12 protein-coding genes are annotated in these 17,685 nt (G+C 49.2%); 6 read left to right on the forward strand and 6 right to left on the reverse strand.

Annotation, left to right across the window (positions count from 1 at the left end):
* Positions 1 to 186: 186 nt before the first annotated feature.
* Positions 187 to 3,144: a TonB-dependent receptor plug domain-containing protein gene (locus tag C2M35_RS00330; RefSeq protein WP_105264361.1), complete on the reverse strand. Its 2,958-nt coding sequence runs from the start codon at positions 3,142 to 3,144 to the stop codon at positions 187 to 189.
* 394 nt (positions 3,145 to 3,538) lie between these two features.
* Positions 3,539 to 4,090 carry a flavodoxin family protein gene (locus C2M35_RS00335; protein WP_105201617.1) on the reverse strand — a complete coding sequence of 184 codons (552 nt, stop codon included), beginning with the start codon at positions 4,088 to 4,090 and terminating at the stop codon, positions 3,539 to 3,541.
* 66 nt (positions 4,091 to 4,156) lie between these two features.
* Between C2M35_RS00335 and soxR the strand changes: the two genes are divergently transcribed.
* From soxR to C2M35_RS00355, 4 genes are all read left to right on the forward strand, one after another.
* Entirely contained in the window at positions 4,157 to 4,621 is a 465-nt protein-coding gene (gene soxR / locus C2M35_RS00340; protein ID WP_105258821.1) for a redox-sensitive transcriptional activator SoxR, read from the forward strand.
* Positions 4,622 to 4,708: 87 nt separating this feature from the next.
* Complete coding sequence (locus C2M35_RS00345) at positions 4,709 to 5,908, forward strand: Nramp family divalent metal transporter (protein ID WP_105201619.1); 1,200 nt, start codon at positions 4,709 to 4,711, stop codon at positions 5,906 to 5,908.
* Between the two features lie 137 nt (positions 5,909 to 6,045).
* Positions 6,046 to 6,561, forward strand: coding sequence for a hypothetical protein (locus C2M35_RS00350; RefSeq protein WP_105264362.1), 516 nt, complete (start codon positions 6,046 to 6,048; stop codon positions 6,559 to 6,561).
* A 319-nt stretch (positions 6,562 to 6,880) separates the two neighbouring features.
* Entirely contained in the window at positions 6,881 to 7,375 is a 495-nt protein-coding gene (locus tag C2M35_RS00355) for a hypothetical protein (RefSeq protein ID WP_158677877.1), read from the forward strand.
* 142 nt (positions 7,376 to 7,517) lie between these two features.
* Here the strand turns inward: C2M35_RS00355 and C2M35_RS00360 are convergent, their stop codons facing one another.
* Complete coding sequence (locus tag C2M35_RS00360; RefSeq protein ID WP_105264364.1) at positions 7,518 to 8,720, reverse strand: anhydro-N-acetylmuramic acid kinase; 1,203 nt, start codon at positions 8,718 to 8,720, stop codon at positions 7,518 to 7,520.
* A 292-nt stretch (positions 8,721 to 9,012) separates the two neighbouring features.
* Here C2M35_RS00360 and glsB point away from each other — a divergent pair, with 292 nt between their 5' ends.
* Entirely contained in the window at positions 9,013 to 9,933 is a 921-nt protein-coding gene (glsB, locus tag C2M35_RS00365) for a glutaminase B (RefSeq protein ID WP_105201623.1), read from the forward strand.
* Here the strand turns inward: glsB and C2M35_RS00370 are convergent.
* The 3 genes from C2M35_RS00370 to C2M35_RS00380 all read right to left on the reverse strand — a co-directional run bounded on the left by C2M35_RS00370 (position 9,919) and on the right by C2M35_RS00380 (position 15,009).
* Positions 9,919 to 10,902 (reverse strand): ATP-grasp domain-containing protein, encoded by a 984-nt coding sequence (locus C2M35_RS00370; RefSeq protein WP_105264365.1) that lies wholly within the window; start codon positions 10,900 to 10,902, stop codon positions 9,919 to 9,921. The two genes, glsB and C2M35_RS00370, sit on opposite strands and share 15 nt — an antisense overlap.
* A 147-nt stretch (positions 10,903 to 11,049) precedes the next feature.
* On the reverse strand, positions 11,050 to 13,218 hold the full coding sequence (locus tag C2M35_RS00375) for a bifunctional diguanylate cyclase/phosphodiesterase (RefSeq protein WP_105264366.1): 2,169 nt from the start codon (positions 13,216 to 13,218) through the stop codon (positions 11,050 to 11,052).
* 228 nt (positions 13,219 to 13,446) lie between these two features.
* A complete protein-coding gene (locus C2M35_RS00380; RefSeq protein WP_105264367.1) occupies positions 13,447 to 15,009 on the reverse strand; it encodes a sensor domain-containing diguanylate cyclase in 1,563 nt (520 codons plus the stop codon).
* Positions 15,010 to 15,255: 246 nt separating this feature from the next.
* Between C2M35_RS00380 and C2M35_RS00385 the strand changes: the two genes are divergently transcribed.
* Complete coding sequence (locus C2M35_RS00385; RefSeq protein WP_105264368.1) at positions 15,256 to 17,637, forward strand: nuclease-related domain-containing protein; 2,382 nt, start codon at positions 15,256 to 15,258, stop codon at positions 17,635 to 17,637.
* Positions 17,638 to 17,685: the final 48 nt, after the last annotated feature.

The raw sequence follows: 17,685 nt of genomic DNA on the forward strand, positions 1-17,685 counted from the left end.
ATGATGAATTAAAGGCGAGCGAATAATCACCTTAAGTACGCTGAGTTGTTGATTTGAAAACACTCTCCAAAGGGTGCTGAAAAAGTGTCAACCAAATTTAGGAGGGGTTAGCTTGCAAAAAAAAAGCCCTTCATAACGAAGGGCTTTTATTAGCATTTCAGTATCTAATCCAAGTTAAGACCTAGATTAGAAGTTGTAAGTCACGTTTGCGAAGAAACGACGACCTAGGTTGTCATACTGTGAGTACAATGCAGAGTTACCCGTTGCACGTACGTAAGAAGGAGAAACCTGAGGTGGTACCTTATCGAACAGGTTCGAAATACCCATGGTTACGTCTAGATTCTCGAACTGCATGCTACCTGAAAGTGCATGATAGAACGTAGTAGGCGTATGCGCGATAAAGGTCACGTCTTCACCACGGTAGGTAGTTTCGTTGGTATCGTCATAGTATTCATAATCGTTTGTCTTATCGACATAACGAGTAGTCCAAGTAACGCTCCAATCATCATTAGAGTAAGTTAGTCGGCCGATACCTACGTGCTTAGGATCACCGATTTCACCGATGTACTGATCTTCTTCACTGTCAGCAAATAACTGGTACGTACGCTCAAGCTGGATTGTGTGCTCTAGGCTAAAGCGAAGTGAACCAAAGTCAAAGTTGTCCTGGTAGGTGAAGTTTAAGTCCACACCACGTGTACCTTGGCTTGCTACGTTAGTATAGCCACCGAAAACAGTGTCGATACCGTAGTCACCATTCGTACCGTCGTTACGAGTAAACTGTGAACACAGTGGATCGTTCGGGAAGTCCTGTGAACGATAACAACTACCAGTGATATCCGAACCACCTAGGTTCGCAACCTGGTTGCTGATATCAACATTATAATAGTCTGCTGAGAACGCATAAGTGTCTTCTGGGCTGGTCCAAACAAAACCAAAGCCTTCAGATACCGAAGTTTCAGCTTCTAGACGACCGGCACCACCGCTGGTTACAAGCGTTGCACTGCTGGTAGAAGAACCATCATAATCCGCAGGAACACCATCCGCCAAACAGTTGTCAGCCACTTGTTGTGACACACTGCCGCTTTCTAAACGGTTACCCCAATCGTAACAAGGGTCGATTGACATTTGTCCACCGAAGCTTGTTTGACCTGCAAGGTATAGCTCAAACAAAGCAGGTGAACGGAATGATGTACCGCGTGAACCACGGACAGTGAAGCCGTCAACCACTTCCCACGTCAAGCCTAGTTTATAAGTAGTGTCGCTGCCGTAAGTTGACACATCTGTCCAACGACCCGATGCGGTTAAGTCCATGCGGTTAGCCCACGCCTGACCTTCTACGATTGGAACACGGACTTCACCGAATACCGCGCGCGTATTTTGATCACCCGCTGTACGGCTAGCACTTGATAGGCCCCAAGAGTTGCCATTAGCACTGTGTAGACCAGGAGAATCGTCTAGCTCATCCTTTTGGAAAGACATACCAAACGCACTACCTACCGCACCGGCAGGAAGTTCGAATAGATCACCGGTAACATAAGCTTCAACAGTTTGTTGCTTATAAATGGTCTCGCCCTTTTCCGTACCAAATAGGAAGTCACGCACTTCGGCAGAAGGGTTACCATAAATCTGCTGTGGATCTGCCCAAGGCACGTCTACACAGGTTTTGCCTGATACAGCCGTTACTTCACCACTACAAGATGTGCCATTAGCTAAGTGGCTTTGTGCCATCAACATTGAGTCGCGGAAGATAACCTTGTTACCATAAGTACCTTTGTTGTAGCTGTTCTGGTAAGAAACATCCCATTCCCAATCACCAACAATACCTTCAAAGCCAATAACGCCACGGGTATAGTCTACTTCGGTGTCAGAGCCGTAGTGGTCAGTCAATGCAACTGGCATCATAAATGAGGTACCACCAGAGAAGCCATCGAACAGGCCAACCCACTGTGCACCAACATCACCAGTCCAGAATTGACGATAGCCTTGCGTCGTTGTTTCACGTGAGCTATGTAGTAACTCGGTGTAACCACGTACATTTTCGGTAAAGTTAAAGTCACCTTGGAAGAATAGTGACCAAGTTTCCGTCTCTGGGATCATGCTTTCCTTGTCTAGGAAAGGGTGATCGCGATGCCAGTAACCGTCACTTTCTTTGTCATAGGCAACTGGGTACCAGCCGTCTGGAGTTGTGAAGTCATTTGGACCTTGGGCCCAATCGTTGAAGTTTTCATAGTTATTAGCAGCGAAGAAGCCATCATAGTCGTAGAATGCACGAACACCTGGTGGTAAGTTCCCTGCACCGCCGTTCTCTAATGAAGCGTTATATAGCCACAAACCGTAAGGCGTGTCGTTACAATGATAGTCATTAGTACGCGGATCGATAGGATCGGCACGGTTACCATCCGCATCATATAAGCGACGAGCAGAACAATCGAAGAAGTCACGATCACCACGCTGTAATTCTTGTTGGATGTTGTAGTCACCTACTAAACGAACAGAACCGTCTTGGAATTCTTCACCGATAGAGAAGTTAACACGCTGCGTTTCACCGCCTGACTCGAATGGCTGGCTGATGTCCACAGACACTGACTTATCATCGCCTTTTTTAGTGATGATGTTGATTACACCAGCTACCGCATCAGAACCGTATAGAGAAGATGCACCATCTTTAAGAACTTCTACACGCTCAATAGCAGAAATAGGAAGCGCGTTCATATCAAACGCAGAAACCTGACCACGTGTACCCGCTGGGCCGGCACGACGGCCGTTAAGTAGTACTAGGGTACGGTTTGCACCTAGACCACGCATTGAAATGGTTTCTGCACCGGCACCACCCGAGGTTACATAACCTACGGTTAATGCTGACGTGATCTGACTTGAACCCGCTGCAATAGTACTGGTACGTAGTAGTTCACCCAGGGTATTGATACCCTGCTCGGTAGCACTTTCTACAGAAATGATATCGATAGGAGTATCACTTGCGAAACTGTCGGTACGGATACGAGAGCCGGTTACTTCGATACGCTCTGGAGCTGCTTCTTCAACTGCTGCTTCAGCTTCAGCTGCAACAGAAGAAAACGCTGTAACGCTTGAACCTAGAAGCAAAGAGTATTGAATCGCTCTGCCGATTTTAGATTTGTTAAACATTTTTATTCCCTAACATTATTATTATGAACTGCCCAAAGTACCTTAAAAATTGAGCTGAATAGCTTTGTTGAGATTGGGCCCTGTTTTGTTTTACCTACTCTACTAACTTTTTACAACAAAAATAGACAAAAAAATACACACTTTCTCATTAGGGTGAAGTATTTAATTTACCTTAAAGAAACAATCAAGCTTATACCGCCTTAAACCGTACAAAATAATACAATTTAACACCCTTTAATTCATTTTTTCCCTTGACAAAAAAGAGTGGAAATGAAAATAGAAAACAGTTTGGTTTGAAAATAGCAACAACGTAAATTTAAATAAAGCAATTTAAATTCATATAGTTATAATTTATTTCCTTTGCTAAATGTCCTAACAAGGTTTTATTTGGCTACTACTTTTTTTCCATTACCCCAACGAATAAACGATGCCATAAGTTTGCTTTCAAAGGCTTTCCTTGTGAACAAATTGCTATTTCTTCAGGTGTGTTAGCAGCTGCATGGTAATGGGACATAAATCTCATCCCCAAATATTCAGCACTTAACTTAAATGGCGCGGCAAATGCGTCTAGGCCTAGTTCTACATTACTGGTAGACAGCAACGACATTTGCTTTTTACGCAATAGTCTCAATTGCGGACGCAACTCATGTTCAGTCATATATTCGGTGAGGCGATCAAAGAAGTTCTTTAGCTGAGGTGTGGTGTTATACCAGTACATTGGTGAGGCAAAAACCCAATGCTCAAACGTTAGTAATTTAGCCATTAGTGCTTGGAAATCATCCTCGCCATCATTGTTATACTTATTTATTTCATAGCAATAAGGTTTTATTCTAAAATCGTCTAAAAACAAGATGTAGGTATTTAATCGCCGCGCCAGCGTTTGTGCCGCTTTATAAGTGTTACCGTGGCGTCTGGCACTGCTGAAAATAATAATGTGTTGAGTCATAACTAATTGCCTTATTTGAAGTTTAGCAATAGGTTAAAAGCTCAACTTAAGTTTAGGTCAAGAAACATGACACTAGAAGCGAACTTGTCCGTGGGACTGGTGGCCAACCGCGCCGGCGTGAGCATTTCAGCATTACACTTTTACGAAAAAAAAGGGCTTATTCGCAGCTGGCGCAACCAGGGTAACCAGCGCCGCTATAAACGTGATGTGCTCAGGCGCATTGCGGTGATCAAAGCTGCGCAGAAAATGGGCATCACCCTTGAAGAAATAAAAGAAACACTCAGTACCCTACCGGACAAGCGCACCCCAACAAAAGCCGACTGGCAACAGTTGGCGCAGCATTGGCAGCGGCAATTGGATGAGAAAATTGCCTATATGCAAAGGCTTAGAGACAGGGTCGACGGCTGCATTGGGTGCGGCTGCCTGTCCATGGTAAATTGTCCCATTTACAATTCCGACGACTACCTGGGCGAGCAAGACAGTGGCGCCGTGTTACTCGAACATCCAGAACTAGAACGAAGTGGAGATTAGACCCGCTTTTCTATATCTTATTAACTGCGAAAAACAATAATAAATAGCGCCCAGCTAAATTGGCGCAAAAATGACAGGGTTAACAATATGAAGAAGTTCGGTCCCGGCCTGCTCGTTGCCGCCGCTTTTATCGGTCCAGGCACCATTACCACCGCATCGGTAGCCGGTGCCAATTTCGGATTTACCCTGCTATGGGCGCTGTTATTTTCGGTCGTTGCCACCATTTTATTGCAGACTATGGCCGCCCGCCTAGCCCTGGTAAGCGGGCAAGGTCTAGCACCGGCCCTGCGCGCCAATATTAATCAACCCTTATTAAAGTATCTGGCGATCTTTTTAGTGATCAGCGCCATAGGTATCGGCAGCGCCGCTTACGAGGCAGGTAACCTCAGCGGCGCCAGTCTCGGCTTACAAGGTCTGTTCGGCCAGCACACCGGAAGCATCTGGACACCCGTCATAGCCCTGGTCAGCGCCCTGCTTCTTTATAGCGGCAAATACAAGCTGATTGAGCGCACCTTGATACTTCTGGTTGGTGTTATGAGTGTGGTGTTTGTCGCTACCATGGTGCTTGCCCAACCATCCCTTAGCGATCTCTTTGCCGGTTTTAAGCCCAGCCTACCAACTGACTCATTAACCACAGTGCTGGCGCTGATAGGCACCACCATAGTGCCTTATAACTTGTTTTTACACTCGGGAGTCATTGCCAGGGAAGATACCCGGCAACAGGAGGTAGACCAGGCCATTCGTGTTCATAATTGGGATACCGGACTGTCGGTTGGTCTTGGCGGCCTTATCACCCTGGCCATAGTCGCCACCGCCAGTGTTGCCTTCTTTGGCCAACAAACGGGTACTCTCAATGCCGCCACCATGGCTAAACAGCTTGAGCCCCTGCTCGGCACCTATGCTCAGTACTTCTTTGCCATCGGCTTGTTTGCCGCCGGCCTCACCAGTGCCATTACCGCTCCATTAGCCGGTGCCTATGCCGTTTGTGGCATGCTCGGCGGTAAAGACAAGGTAGAAGACACCCGCTTTAAACTGGTGGCCATTGCCATCTTGGTATTTGGCGCTGTGGTAGCGAGCCTCGGACTCGACCCCGTCGCCGTGATCATCTTTGCCCAGGCCAGCAATGCCTTGCTGCTGCCCATAGTTTGTATCTATTTATTGTGGCTTCTCAATAACAAAGCCGTTATGGGTCAGTATAAAAATGGCTGGCTCGTGAACCTCTTGAGCCTGCCTGTCATTATTACCGTGGTAGGCTTAAGTGCTTATAAGCTAGTTTCACTGCTCTAATGTCTGAAGCTCCTTTATTGTCCGCAAAGGGCCTAGGGTGTACATACTAATTTGCTGTATTCATTGCTTCTTTCTTGATCCATCAGCAAATTTCGCTCACTCTTAGTGCAACAAAAAATTCACAATTAGAGATACCGATGAAATACCTGATCAGCACCCTCTTGCTCCTTTGTACCCATCTAGCAAATGCCAACGGCAAACTTGCCAGCGAGCTGCAAGTGTTTGAGCCCTACCTCGGCACCTGGGAGTCCACCTTCAGCATGGGCCCCGAGCAACCGAGTGTCACCGACGTTGGCAAGTGGGAACGAGCACTTAACGGCAAAGCTATACGCACTGTGCACAGTATTAATGACGGTGCCTATGGCGGCGAGTCCCTGATTTTTTGGGATAAAAGTAAAGAATCCCTAGTGTTCTACTACTTCACCACCGCCGACTTTTATACCCAGGGTACATTGGAAGTCACTAAGGATGGCTCCTTCGTTGCCTATGAAGATGTTACCGGCAGCAGCGAGGGGATCACCCAGGTGAAGTCCACCAGCTCTTATGTGGACGGCCAGTTTGTGGTCACTACTCAATATCTAAAAAATGGTGAATGGACCCCAGAACAAAAGCGTCACTACAGCCGCTCGCAAAAAGAAGTGGTGTTTAAATAGCCTGTAGGTCGGTGCTTCGCGCCGACAAAAAGAGAATAGTATGCATCGTTGTCGGGGCTATCGGCAATTGCTCTTGCATTGTTACCTACACGAGAATAGCTGCGATTATCTGTGGGCGAGGCTTTAGCTTGGCTAATGTGCTCTCTTGTCGGGGTTTTCGACAATGTGCTCCTGCATTGTTCTACTACCGCCATCCATGGCGGTAAACTCCGACCTACAGCGGCAAATCCCGACCTACAGTATAAATTTCAAACTAAGTCATAAAACCGTCATATTTATAGCGCATAATTGTCCACAAATCGGCAATAATAGACAGGATATGACCCAGTTTCGCTCCGCGTTGGCAGTATTTTCACTGCGTAACGACAATGCTTTAGCAGACTTTGATAGTTTAACGCAGCAGCCCGTGCTTTTAGGTGCGCCGGGGCAGCCGCCGCAACTGCTTTGCCGTCTGCCCAGCAACACCCAGCCTGGGAACTGCTTACATGCCAGCGTGAGTTTTGCCGAACAGCGCCATGCCTTGTTGCAGGCGCGCCATAGCGTCCATGAGCGCGATCTTCTAAGCACCATGGTGGTGCTGACCCTAAGCCCAGGCGCTGAGTCGATGCAACAGCAAGTTCAGGGACAAGGCCTGTTACAGCTGAGCCTTCACGGTCGCCATGAGATCATCAAAGAAAGCGCTCAATTCAGCGTTCATTTGCACCCGCAAAGCCTGTACCAAAGCCTAAATCCAGATCTGCAAAGTCAATCAAAAGCCCGCCGTTTAGTTAACTACTGCCAACGTATTTGGGGTGATACCAATTCATTTAAATAGCTAATCATTCTAGCGGGCTAAATAGCGTGCTAACTGCGTTGGAACTTTCCTTATGTAGAATAACTACATAAGAAAAATTCCGCCTTGTTATCACATCATTTATCCAGCGCTATATCTGCTCACATACTTAACAGAATTGGTATTAATCAGGAAAGCTGACTTTACCCATGGTAACGCCCGGCATGCCCGGGTGACCAGCCTCACTGCTTGTGCTACCGGCCAAGGTGTCATTGGCCAGCAGGGCAAACAATACGGCTTCCTTAGCATCCGGATTGATGCCCAGTTGCTGCAATGAATTCAGCTCTATACCTGCACTGCAATGCGCCCTAATGCGAGCCATCAGCAAGGGGTTATGAATACCACCACCACTGGCATAAACCTTAATGTCACCGAGTTTTTCCGCCAAGCTATTCAGCTGCCTGGCAATTTCCAGCGCCGCAAACTCGCACAAGGTCGCCAGCACATCGTAATGGCCCAACTCCTGAGTGTGACTCTGCGTCTGGCATTGTGCCAAATAGTTGAGGTTAAACACTTCTGGCCCCGTGGTCTTGGGCATCGCCTTGGCAAGAAAGGGGTGGGCCGTGAGTGCTTGCAGCAATGCCGGTGCAACCTTGCCCTGTTTTGCCAAAGCACTCTCTTTATCATATTCAAGGGGAGCAAAGTAGCGCTGCACATAGGCATCTAGCATGGTATTGCCTGGGCCAATATCGGCGCATAACGTCTGCTCTAACGGCGCATCTTTCGCCAGCACAGTCAGATTGGCAATACCGCCCATATTCAACAGCACCCTATGCTCATCACCGCTGGCGAAATACCAATAATCACCATAGGCGGCCAAGGGCGCCCCTTCACCTCCTGCGGCTATGTGTTTTTGGCGAAAATCACTCAGGGTAATAATTCCAGTTTCTCGCGCCAGGTGACAGCCATCGCCAAGTTGCAAAGTGGCATTGCCATAATCGCTAAGCCCATGCTGACTTTGCGGGCAGTGATAAACGGTTTGCCCATGACTGGCGATGATATCAACACTCTGTGGGTCTATATGCCAACTTGCCAGACACGCATTGACCAATTGCCCGTGCAACTGCCCTATCCAGGGATTGAGCAAGGTGAGGTGCTGCAGATCTATATCGCGCCTGGCAAAAATCTGGCGCACCCGCTGCTGATAGCTTTCGGTGTAGGGGCAAGTGGTAAATTGCAGCACATCCACCTGAGTATTCGAGCCGGCGCCGCGAATGCGGCACAGAGCCACATCAAGGCCATCCATGGACGTGCCACTCATTAATCCGATAATAAGTCGCTCCGACTTGGCGGCGATATCATAAAGGCGTTCAATATGTGCATGCATAGGGGGGAACCTAAAAATCAATTACCGCCAATCTAAGCGAATGACCGGCAGAACTCAAATCCCGTCCGCATCTTATTCCCGTAGAAATGGAGATTTGTGTGCATTTTTGCGCTATTCAATACACTACAACGCCTTAAAGCAAAAATTCTAGATCATGTTTTTGCAAATTGGTCGTTATATATGCTGCGCCATCTCCCTGTTATCAGGAAGCGGGTAAATTTCTGCGCGCCTCTTTTTAGCGCCCGCGGTATTGCGTATTATTGCGTTTTCGCCAGGTAGTAAATGGGGTGCTATGAATATCCAACAGGTAATTGACGACATTAGCGCGGACGTTCGGGCCCGTTTGCCTGAGATGGCAGGCGAGGTAGCCAGTTATATTCCGGCGCTCGCCGAGGTAAAAGGTGAGCAGTTTGCCATGGCGGTGCATACAGTTGATGGACAGAGCTATTTCAGCGGCGACAGCGAACAGTGCTTTAGCATTCAGTCAGTTTCCAAGGTTTTGACCCTCACCCTGGCGCTGCAGCGCTATGGCGATACCCTATGGCAACGGGTGGGCAAGGAGCCCTCGGGCACAGCCTTTAACTCCCTGACCCAGCTCGAATTTGAGCAGGGTATTCCCCGCAACCCCTTTATCAACGCCGGCGCTATAGTCACCTGCGATGCGCTTTATTCGCGTCTCAGTGCGCCCACCCATCATATGCTGGCGACCGTGCGTCAGCTCAGCGGCAACCCGCGTATTAATATCAATCAGCGGGTATCGCGATCCGAATATCAACACCGTCACCGCAACGCGGCGATGGCCTATTTAATGGCGTCCTTTAATAACTTTGAAAACGAAGTGGAAGAAGTGTTGAAGGTGTATTTCGGCTTTTGTGCCATCGAGATGAATTGTGCCGAATTGGCGCGCACCTTTTCCTATCTGGCAAACAGGGGGGTTGATGTGGCCTCAAAGCGGCGCATTCTTGCCGCCAAGCAAAACTCCCAGCTCAACTCCCTGCTCTTTACCAGTGGTTTGTATGATGCTGCAGGGGATTTTGCCTACCGGGTCGGTATGCCGGGTAAATCCGGGGTGGGCGGCGCCATTATTGCCGTGGTGCCGGGGAAGTTTACGGTCGCGGTCTGGTCGCCTAAGCTCAATGAATACGGCAACTCCAGCGCCGGTATTTATGCGCTGGAGCAGTTTGCCGACAGGCTTAAACTACAGCTCTTCTAGCACTTCCTGAGCGGCTTGTGCGGTCGCTTTTTTCGACTCTGCTTTTGACGCCGACTGCGGCTTATCAAAAATACCCAGGCGAATGCGAATAAAGTGGAAGATCTCTCGCGCCACATCTATGGCAGTGGCCTGTTCCAGGCCTTCAAAACCCGGGCTGGAGTTGGCTTCACAAATTTTAAAGTGCTGCTCATCGAACAGCAAATCGATACCAGCCACATCCAAGTCCAGGGCATTGGCGGTTTGCGTTGCCAACCATTCGATTTCCGGGGTAATGGCATACAAGGAGCCTGTGCCGCCGGCGCTGACATTGGCCTTAAAGTTATCACCACCACTGTTGCGCTCCATGCAGGCAACCGCTCTACCACCTATGGTCAGAACCCTTAAATCACGACCATGGCTGCTTTTAACAAACTGCTGCAAAATAATATTGGCCTGAGGGCTGGTCGCCTCAATAAGTTGCATTAAATCGTCAAATTCATTGCGGGTTTTGCTCAAAAATACGCCGCTACCCTGCGAGCCGGAAAGGGTTTTCACCACCACGGGAAAACCAATTTGCTGTTCAACCAGGGCGATATTTACCGGGAACTTAACCAACATGGTGGTCGGCGTCGGCAGATTTTGCTTGGCTAAGATTTGCTGGGCATAAAGCTTGTCTTTGACCGTTTCAATGGCGTGGGCCCCATTGACGCAGTACACCCCAAGGCGCTCCAAATGACGGATAATGGCAAGGGCGAAGTAGGTGGTTCCGGCCCCCATACGCGGCATAACAAAGTCCGGTAAGGGCACGGGTTTACCGTCAATCAGAATACTTTTTTCGTCTTCACGGGTCACCAGCAGGTCGAATTGATCCGGAGCATAGACCTCCAGCTCGATATTCTCTTCTTTGGCAACGGCCACTAACCGTTCAATTTCATACCGCTCTGGTTTTAATAGATTGGCGCCATCAGTGTAGATAATCCAGCCGCGCATAGTGCCCTCTCGACAAGCAAAAGGCGGCATTATGCGTTGAGCGTCAACATGGGTAAAACAAGAATATTTTATCGTGGCGATAAAATATCACACTGAAAACTTACTATTTCCCCATATTAATTTGCATCCCTGGTGGCAAATTCCGACCTACAAGGTGTCGACAAAAGAGTCGGCTTGCTCTAGCAAGGCCAGTGCCTGGGGTAGGCTGACCGGCTTGGAATAATAATAGCCCTGGCTGAAATGGCAGCCATAATCATGCAGCTGTTGGTGCTGATCAGCGCAGTCGACGCCCTCCGCGATCACTTCCATATCCAGCTCTGAGGCTATGTTGATCAGGCTGGCGATCACCACCTGATGCTTATGTTCACTCAGCAGTTTATGAGTAAAAGATTTATCAATTTTCAGGTAATCAGCACGTAAATCAATAAGATGACTAAGTGAAGAATAGCCGGTACAGAAATCGTCCAGGGCTACCTTAACGCCCTGCTCGCGCAAAATATTGAGTTGATCCTGCACCTGTTGCACGCCTATGGCCACAGACTCGGTCACCTCTATGGTGAGCTGATGGGTGGCGATCTGATGTTCGTGCAGCGCCGCTAAAATGACTTCGACCGGCTGCAATAACTGATTGAATTCTGATACCGAACGATTGACCGACAGACAGATATGAGGATAACCGCGTTTGTGCAGGGTGGATAAGTCTGCCAAGGCCCGCTGCAGCACAAATTGCCCGAGCTGGGAAATCAGCCCAAACTCCTCAGCAATGACAATAAATTCTTCGGGATCGATGGTGCCAAGCTCGGCATCATGCCAACGGGCCAGGGCCTCAAACTTGATGATTTTACCACTGCGAAAATTGACAATGGGCTGATAGGCGACGGTCAATTCATTGGCTTTGAGGGCCTTAGCGAGTTTATCGCGCAATTGAATTTTACGTAGATACCGACCTTCAATTTCGTCGCTGTAGATGGCAATGCTTTGCGACTGAGTTCGTTTAGCGCTGAGCATGGCATGATTGGCATTGCGTACAAACACAGTAGCGCTATCTAGCTGCTCGTCGATATGGGCGATACCCAGGCTACAGCTGAGCTCGATATTCAGCTCGCCCAGGCGAACGGGCTGACAGACATGGGTTAGAATACGCTGCGCACAGGCATAGGCCTGCTGCTTTGTGCTGTTGGCCAGCAGCAGGGTAAATTCATCGCCACCATAACGGCTAAGCACATCCGAGCTGACAACGCAGTGCTGCAGTCGTAAGGCCACCGCCACCAACACCTTATCTCCAACCTCCGGGCCATAGAGGTCGTTAATATCTTTAAAACGGTCGAGATTTAAAAACAACAAAGAGCTGGGGGTGTTTTGATCATGATGCAGGCTAATATGCTGCTCTACCCGCTCTAAAAAGCTGCGCCTGTTGTGTAACCCGGTGAGCGGCTCCTGAGAGGCATAAAAGCGCAATTGTCGCTCACTTTCTTTCCAATCGCTGATATCGCGAAACAGACCGATATAATGAGAGATCTCGCCCTGCTCATCGCGGTTGACTGTGATCGATAATTCCTCCGGATACACCTCACCGGTTTTGCGGCGATTATAAACCTCACCACGCCAGTGCCCATGGGTGTGCAACTGCTGCCACATATTGGCGTAAAACTGCTGATCATGACGACCTGAGGCCAAGAGCCCGGGAGAGCGCCCTAACAATTCGCTTTCATGATAACCCGTGTAGAATTCAAAGGCCGGATTCACGCGCAGGATTTTATTCTCAGCGTCGGTGATCATAATGGCTTCTTTGCTTTGCTCAAATACTATATTTCGCAGCGACAGCTCCGCCAGCATGGCATTTTTTCTTTCTATGTCTATCTCGTGACGGGCTTGCGCGGCTACAATAAAGGCCAGGTCTTGAAACCACTGCAGGCTTTGCGCGCTGAAGTTTTGCGGTTGCTCAAACATGGCCACCAGAATACCTATGGGCCGACGGGACACATCGCGCATTGTCATGCCTAAGTAGGCCTTAATACCCAGCTCATTGAGCATGGCATCGTGAGGAAATAAGGCCGCGACTTGATCCTGATAAATACAGACATCGACGCTGCAGATAGCATCAGCACAGGGAGTCGATTCAAGCTCATATTCTATGTTGTCCAGCACCTGACCTTGAGAGTGAAAGGCCAAGGTGCGCACCTGTAAGCCATCGTCACTTAGGCGACCAATAAAACAGTATTTAGCGGCAAACACTTGGTCAATCATTGACAAGGCCAGCTCATAAGCTTGCTCACTGCTGCTTGTTTGGTACAGTGCGTTGAAGGACTGGGTCATGAAATAGTGTTAATCTTTTTGTATTATTTTCTTGTAGCTTAGCACAATATCGCCGCTGAACCTGAGTGTATTGCGATATATGAAAGCGATATAAAACAATGACTTCAAGATGACAGCTTTATCACTGTGACAAAAAGTCAGCCTTTTATTTGTACCACTTACAAATACAAAGAGCAATCATACCAAATTCTGTTAATTAGGTGATCAGAGATAACGCAGGAGCTTGTCCTAAAGCTCTGCAACTTCGGTGCGATTACGGCCATTGTTTTTTGCCTTGTACAGCGCATTGTCAGCGGCTTTTAATGCCGCCTTTAGTTCTACACCGCCCTGCCACAGACTCACACCCACAGACACTGTAACCTGCGTCACTGGCTTAAAACTATGCTCGGCAACCTGCTGGCGCAAGCGATCGGCCAGTTCTTGTGCCCTGTCAATATCAAGCCCAGGCAACAACAGCATAAACTCCTCACCACCACTGCGACACACATAGTCATACTCGCGACATCCCAGCTTAAGCAATCGGGCCAGGGTTTTGATCACCTGATCACCAACATCATGACCAAAGCGATCATTGATACACTTAAAATGGTCGATATCCAGGGCCAGTACGGCAAACGTTTGTCCCTGCTCTCGCATCGAGTCCAGACAGGTTTGCAGGTAGCGACGATTGCCTATGCCGGTCAGGGGATCGGTATTACTCGCCAGATTAAGGGCACTGATACGTTGCAACTGTTCATGGCTATAGGCTGCAATGGCCCGCTTCAGGGTTTTCGCCTCGGCATACCAGGCGGGAATATCGTTAAAGGTTTTGTCGTTATCGCGCACCCGTTGGGCCAGAATTTGCAATGGCGCACTGATGGTGCCGGCAAGCAACCAAATGGCCAAAAGCGTGATTAAGGTCACCGGTGCACCTTTTTCCATCAGGTTGCCTATGGTATTGCCAACACTGTTGACCACATGCTGCTGTGCACTCGAAACCAACACCACCCAGCGCATGTCCTTAACCGGTGCATAACCTATTAACTGGGCGCTGCCCTGCGTGCTGACCATGGCACCGCTTTGCCCGGCTTGCGCTTGCATAAACGCGTCCCACAACGGGTGCATTTCACCCACTGTCATACCAATCTGCCGGCTCTGACTGTCGTAAACCACGGCGCCATTCTCACTGAGCACCATAATACGCGCTTCCGCACCATGAAAATGGGTGCCCAGCAGGCGCGACAAGATATTATTGCCATGCAAATAAATATTGCCGGAAATATAGCCCAGATAACGCTGGGGCTCTGTGTCTGACATGATCGGATGCGAGGGGCTGACCACCAGGTTACCCAAGGGCGATACATAGGGCTGCGGCATCATGGCTTGTGGCACCATTAATGACTGCTTGGTGGCAGAGGCGTGCAAAATAATACCCACGGCACCCAATTGCTCAGGGGCGGCGCTGATCACCTCGCCGCGGCGGTCGACAATCACCACCGAATTAAAAGACTGGGTTTGTGATAGTAAACGCTGTGCTTCTTGCTCACGGCGGGCGGCGTTATCCAGATCACCGCTCAGCGACTTGGCGCTATAAGACAGTTGCATTTGCAATGATTGAATAAACTGGCTGGTAATATCGGCCAGTTTACCGGCATAGGCACGGTTTGCCTCAAGGCTTTGCGTCATGGCCTGTTGGGTATAAACCCGGTCGCTAATCACAAACTGGTTAGCCAGGGTAATAAGCACCAAGAGCAGAGTAAAACCTAAAATTACTTGGCGCAGATCGAGTATAAACAATCGCGGAAGACGCATTAACCATTCACCACTAATACTTATTCATTAAGCGAGAGTAACAAAAAGTCATGCTAATAATTTGTTATTAGTCAATGTAATCGCACAAAATAAGCACCATTACCTTACTCTCTAAAGCACTAATATCTCACAGAACAGGCAATTAACCTATTGAATTTTAAAATGACTCTATAAGGGTATGGCATAATTTATGGATTAGCTGTTAGACTAGGGATAGATAACAGAAATTTTACTTATGTTTCGGAAATGAGATTAGCTTTTCTACTACTTTTCACCCTAGCCCTGTTGCAAGCTAGCGAGACCGAGGCGCGAGAATATAACCGCGCTATGTGTATTCTATTAAAACAGCAAATGGCGCAGTTCGATCATGCGCGTACGCACCCCAGTTACCGTAAGGCGCGACGGGATTACGACAGCAACAACTGCCAGCAAATTGATAAGGCACAAGCACAGCAACAGACAAGAACTCAGGTTACCTCAACCGCGCCCGAGCGCTCGGCCTTGGTAAAACCAGAGCCTTTTACAGAGCAGGTTAAAAGCACCAGCGGTGCCGACCTAGCGCTGGCCTCGGCACAGGTGCAAAGCGAGCTGAGCGAAGGTATCGCTAGCGAAAACACCAAGCTCGAAACCAGCGATCCCCTGACTGAGCCACAACAAGCCACTGGCGACCTAGTAACCGAAACCAAAAGCGCTGTTGCGGCGCAGGCCAGTGAGTTAACCACGCCAGCAGATAACACGCCGCTCGAAACTAAGCTGGCAGCTAAGGGCACTCCCGCTGAAGCCGCCAAAACTCAGCTTGCAGCGGCCAAGGTAAGCCCGAAACCACAGCCAGTTGCACAAACCGAAACATCTGGCCTGATGGACGTGATGCTCCCAGCGCTAATTGGTTTACTCGTGCTCATAGTCGGCATTGCCGCACTCATCATGGTGCGTAAAAAACGCCAGAGCTCAATTAAAGTCGCCAAACCGAAACTCTCTTCCGAAGGCAAACCGCAAGTCATGGGTAAGCCTTCAGAATTTAAAAAGGCGCTGAAGAAGTTGCTTGGCAATCAAAAAGCCACCCTGGATCCGCAGCTCTACAGCAAGTTTACCAATGTGCCCATCGCCACGGGTGAGGAAGGAAAAAGCACTAACATAGAGCATCTTTTGCTAAGCCCCTTTGGTGTCTTTATGGTCGCCCATATCGATGCAATCGGTGATATTTATGGCGGCGAAAAGGCCCAGGACTGGACCAACCGCCACCATGGCGAAGACGACAAGTTTGCTAACCCTCTTACCGCACTGCGTGAACAAGCGCAGCCATTGGCTGAGCTACTGGCTCTGCCAATGGAAGAGATCCACTGTCTTATCGTGTTTAACAACGAGGCGGTATTTAAGTCTCCAATGCCGAGTTTCGTTATTCATGAGAAAGAGTTTGTTGACCATGTGCTGAGCATTAGTACATCTGACTATGGCGAAAAGCAAAGCTCCATCCATAAAGACATGATTAAACATCTGCAGACCTATGGTGCCCACGCAGCGCTCAGCCCCGAACTGACCAGAACACTGTTGAACGAAAAAGCGGATGCCCTGTTGGGAACACCGTCAGCTGAAGCTTCAGCTGAGTCCTCGACCGAGTCCTCGACCGAGTCCCCAACCGAGCAAGCACCGCAAGCCGATGGCAACGACGAGCCACAGCCGCAGAATGTTGCGCCGCTGCGCCGTACTGCGGCTACCAGCAAAGCGGCCTGCCATAGCGAGCACCAGCATTGCGCCGAAATCCACCCCTTTGTGCGTAAAAAAGCGCAAGCCAATGCTGAGCAGCCGAGCCCGACACCTGCAACCGAGCCCACGGCTACCCCAGAGGCCGAGACAAACGCACAGCCGGAAGAAGATATGCGTGCAGCCACATCGCAACCGACCAGTAAAGATTGGTCGAGCATGTCAGATGAAGAATTTCAGGCCTATTTAAACCAGGCAAGCGGCTCAAACACCACGCAAACGACTGACAGTACGCCAGCTGAGCAAGAGCCCCAAAGTCACCAAGGTAGCCACCAAGGTGAACCAAACAGCGAAGAGTCACAGCTTCCTGCTGAGGACGAGCCCAGCATGGAAAATCCGACTCACGCTGAGGAGATCGAGCAAACGCCCGAACCACAGCAAGATCTCGAAGAAGCCGTTAATGAGCAGGCTCTAGAGCAACCGAATGCGGCCCAATCTATTGAGGCCCAACCGAATGCGGCCCAACCTACTGAAGCTCAGACTGAGATAGTTGAGCCTCTCGCCACGCCAATGCTTGAAGACGAGCAAGGCGAAGTGGAGCAAGCCGAAGCGCAACCTATCAACACCCAAGCCATTACTGACGAGCCAAGCGAAATCGAGCCTGAGCCAGAGCTCAATCTGGAACTCAACGAGCCCGAAACACAATCACTGGACGACGCCCTAATGGAATTAGAGTCAGCCCTGGCACAACAAACGCCTGTTCAAGAGCAAGAACTGGCTCCAGAAACCGAGGTTGAAGAAGACAAAGAGCAGAACAAAAAAGCCAAGGCCAACCCCTTCGCCAACCTGTCACTCGACCCCGACTTCACTCCTCAGGAAGAAAAGATAGATATAGGCGCAGGCCCGCTGGAAAGCGAAAAGTCCTAATGTGAAATGGCGCCCGATGGGCGCCATTTTATTGTGTGAAAAAGTGCA

This window comes from Pseudoalteromonas sp. T1lg76 (assembly GCF_002964725.1).
GTDB lineage: Bacteria > Pseudomonadota > Gammaproteobacteria > Enterobacterales > Alteromonadaceae > Pseudoalteromonas.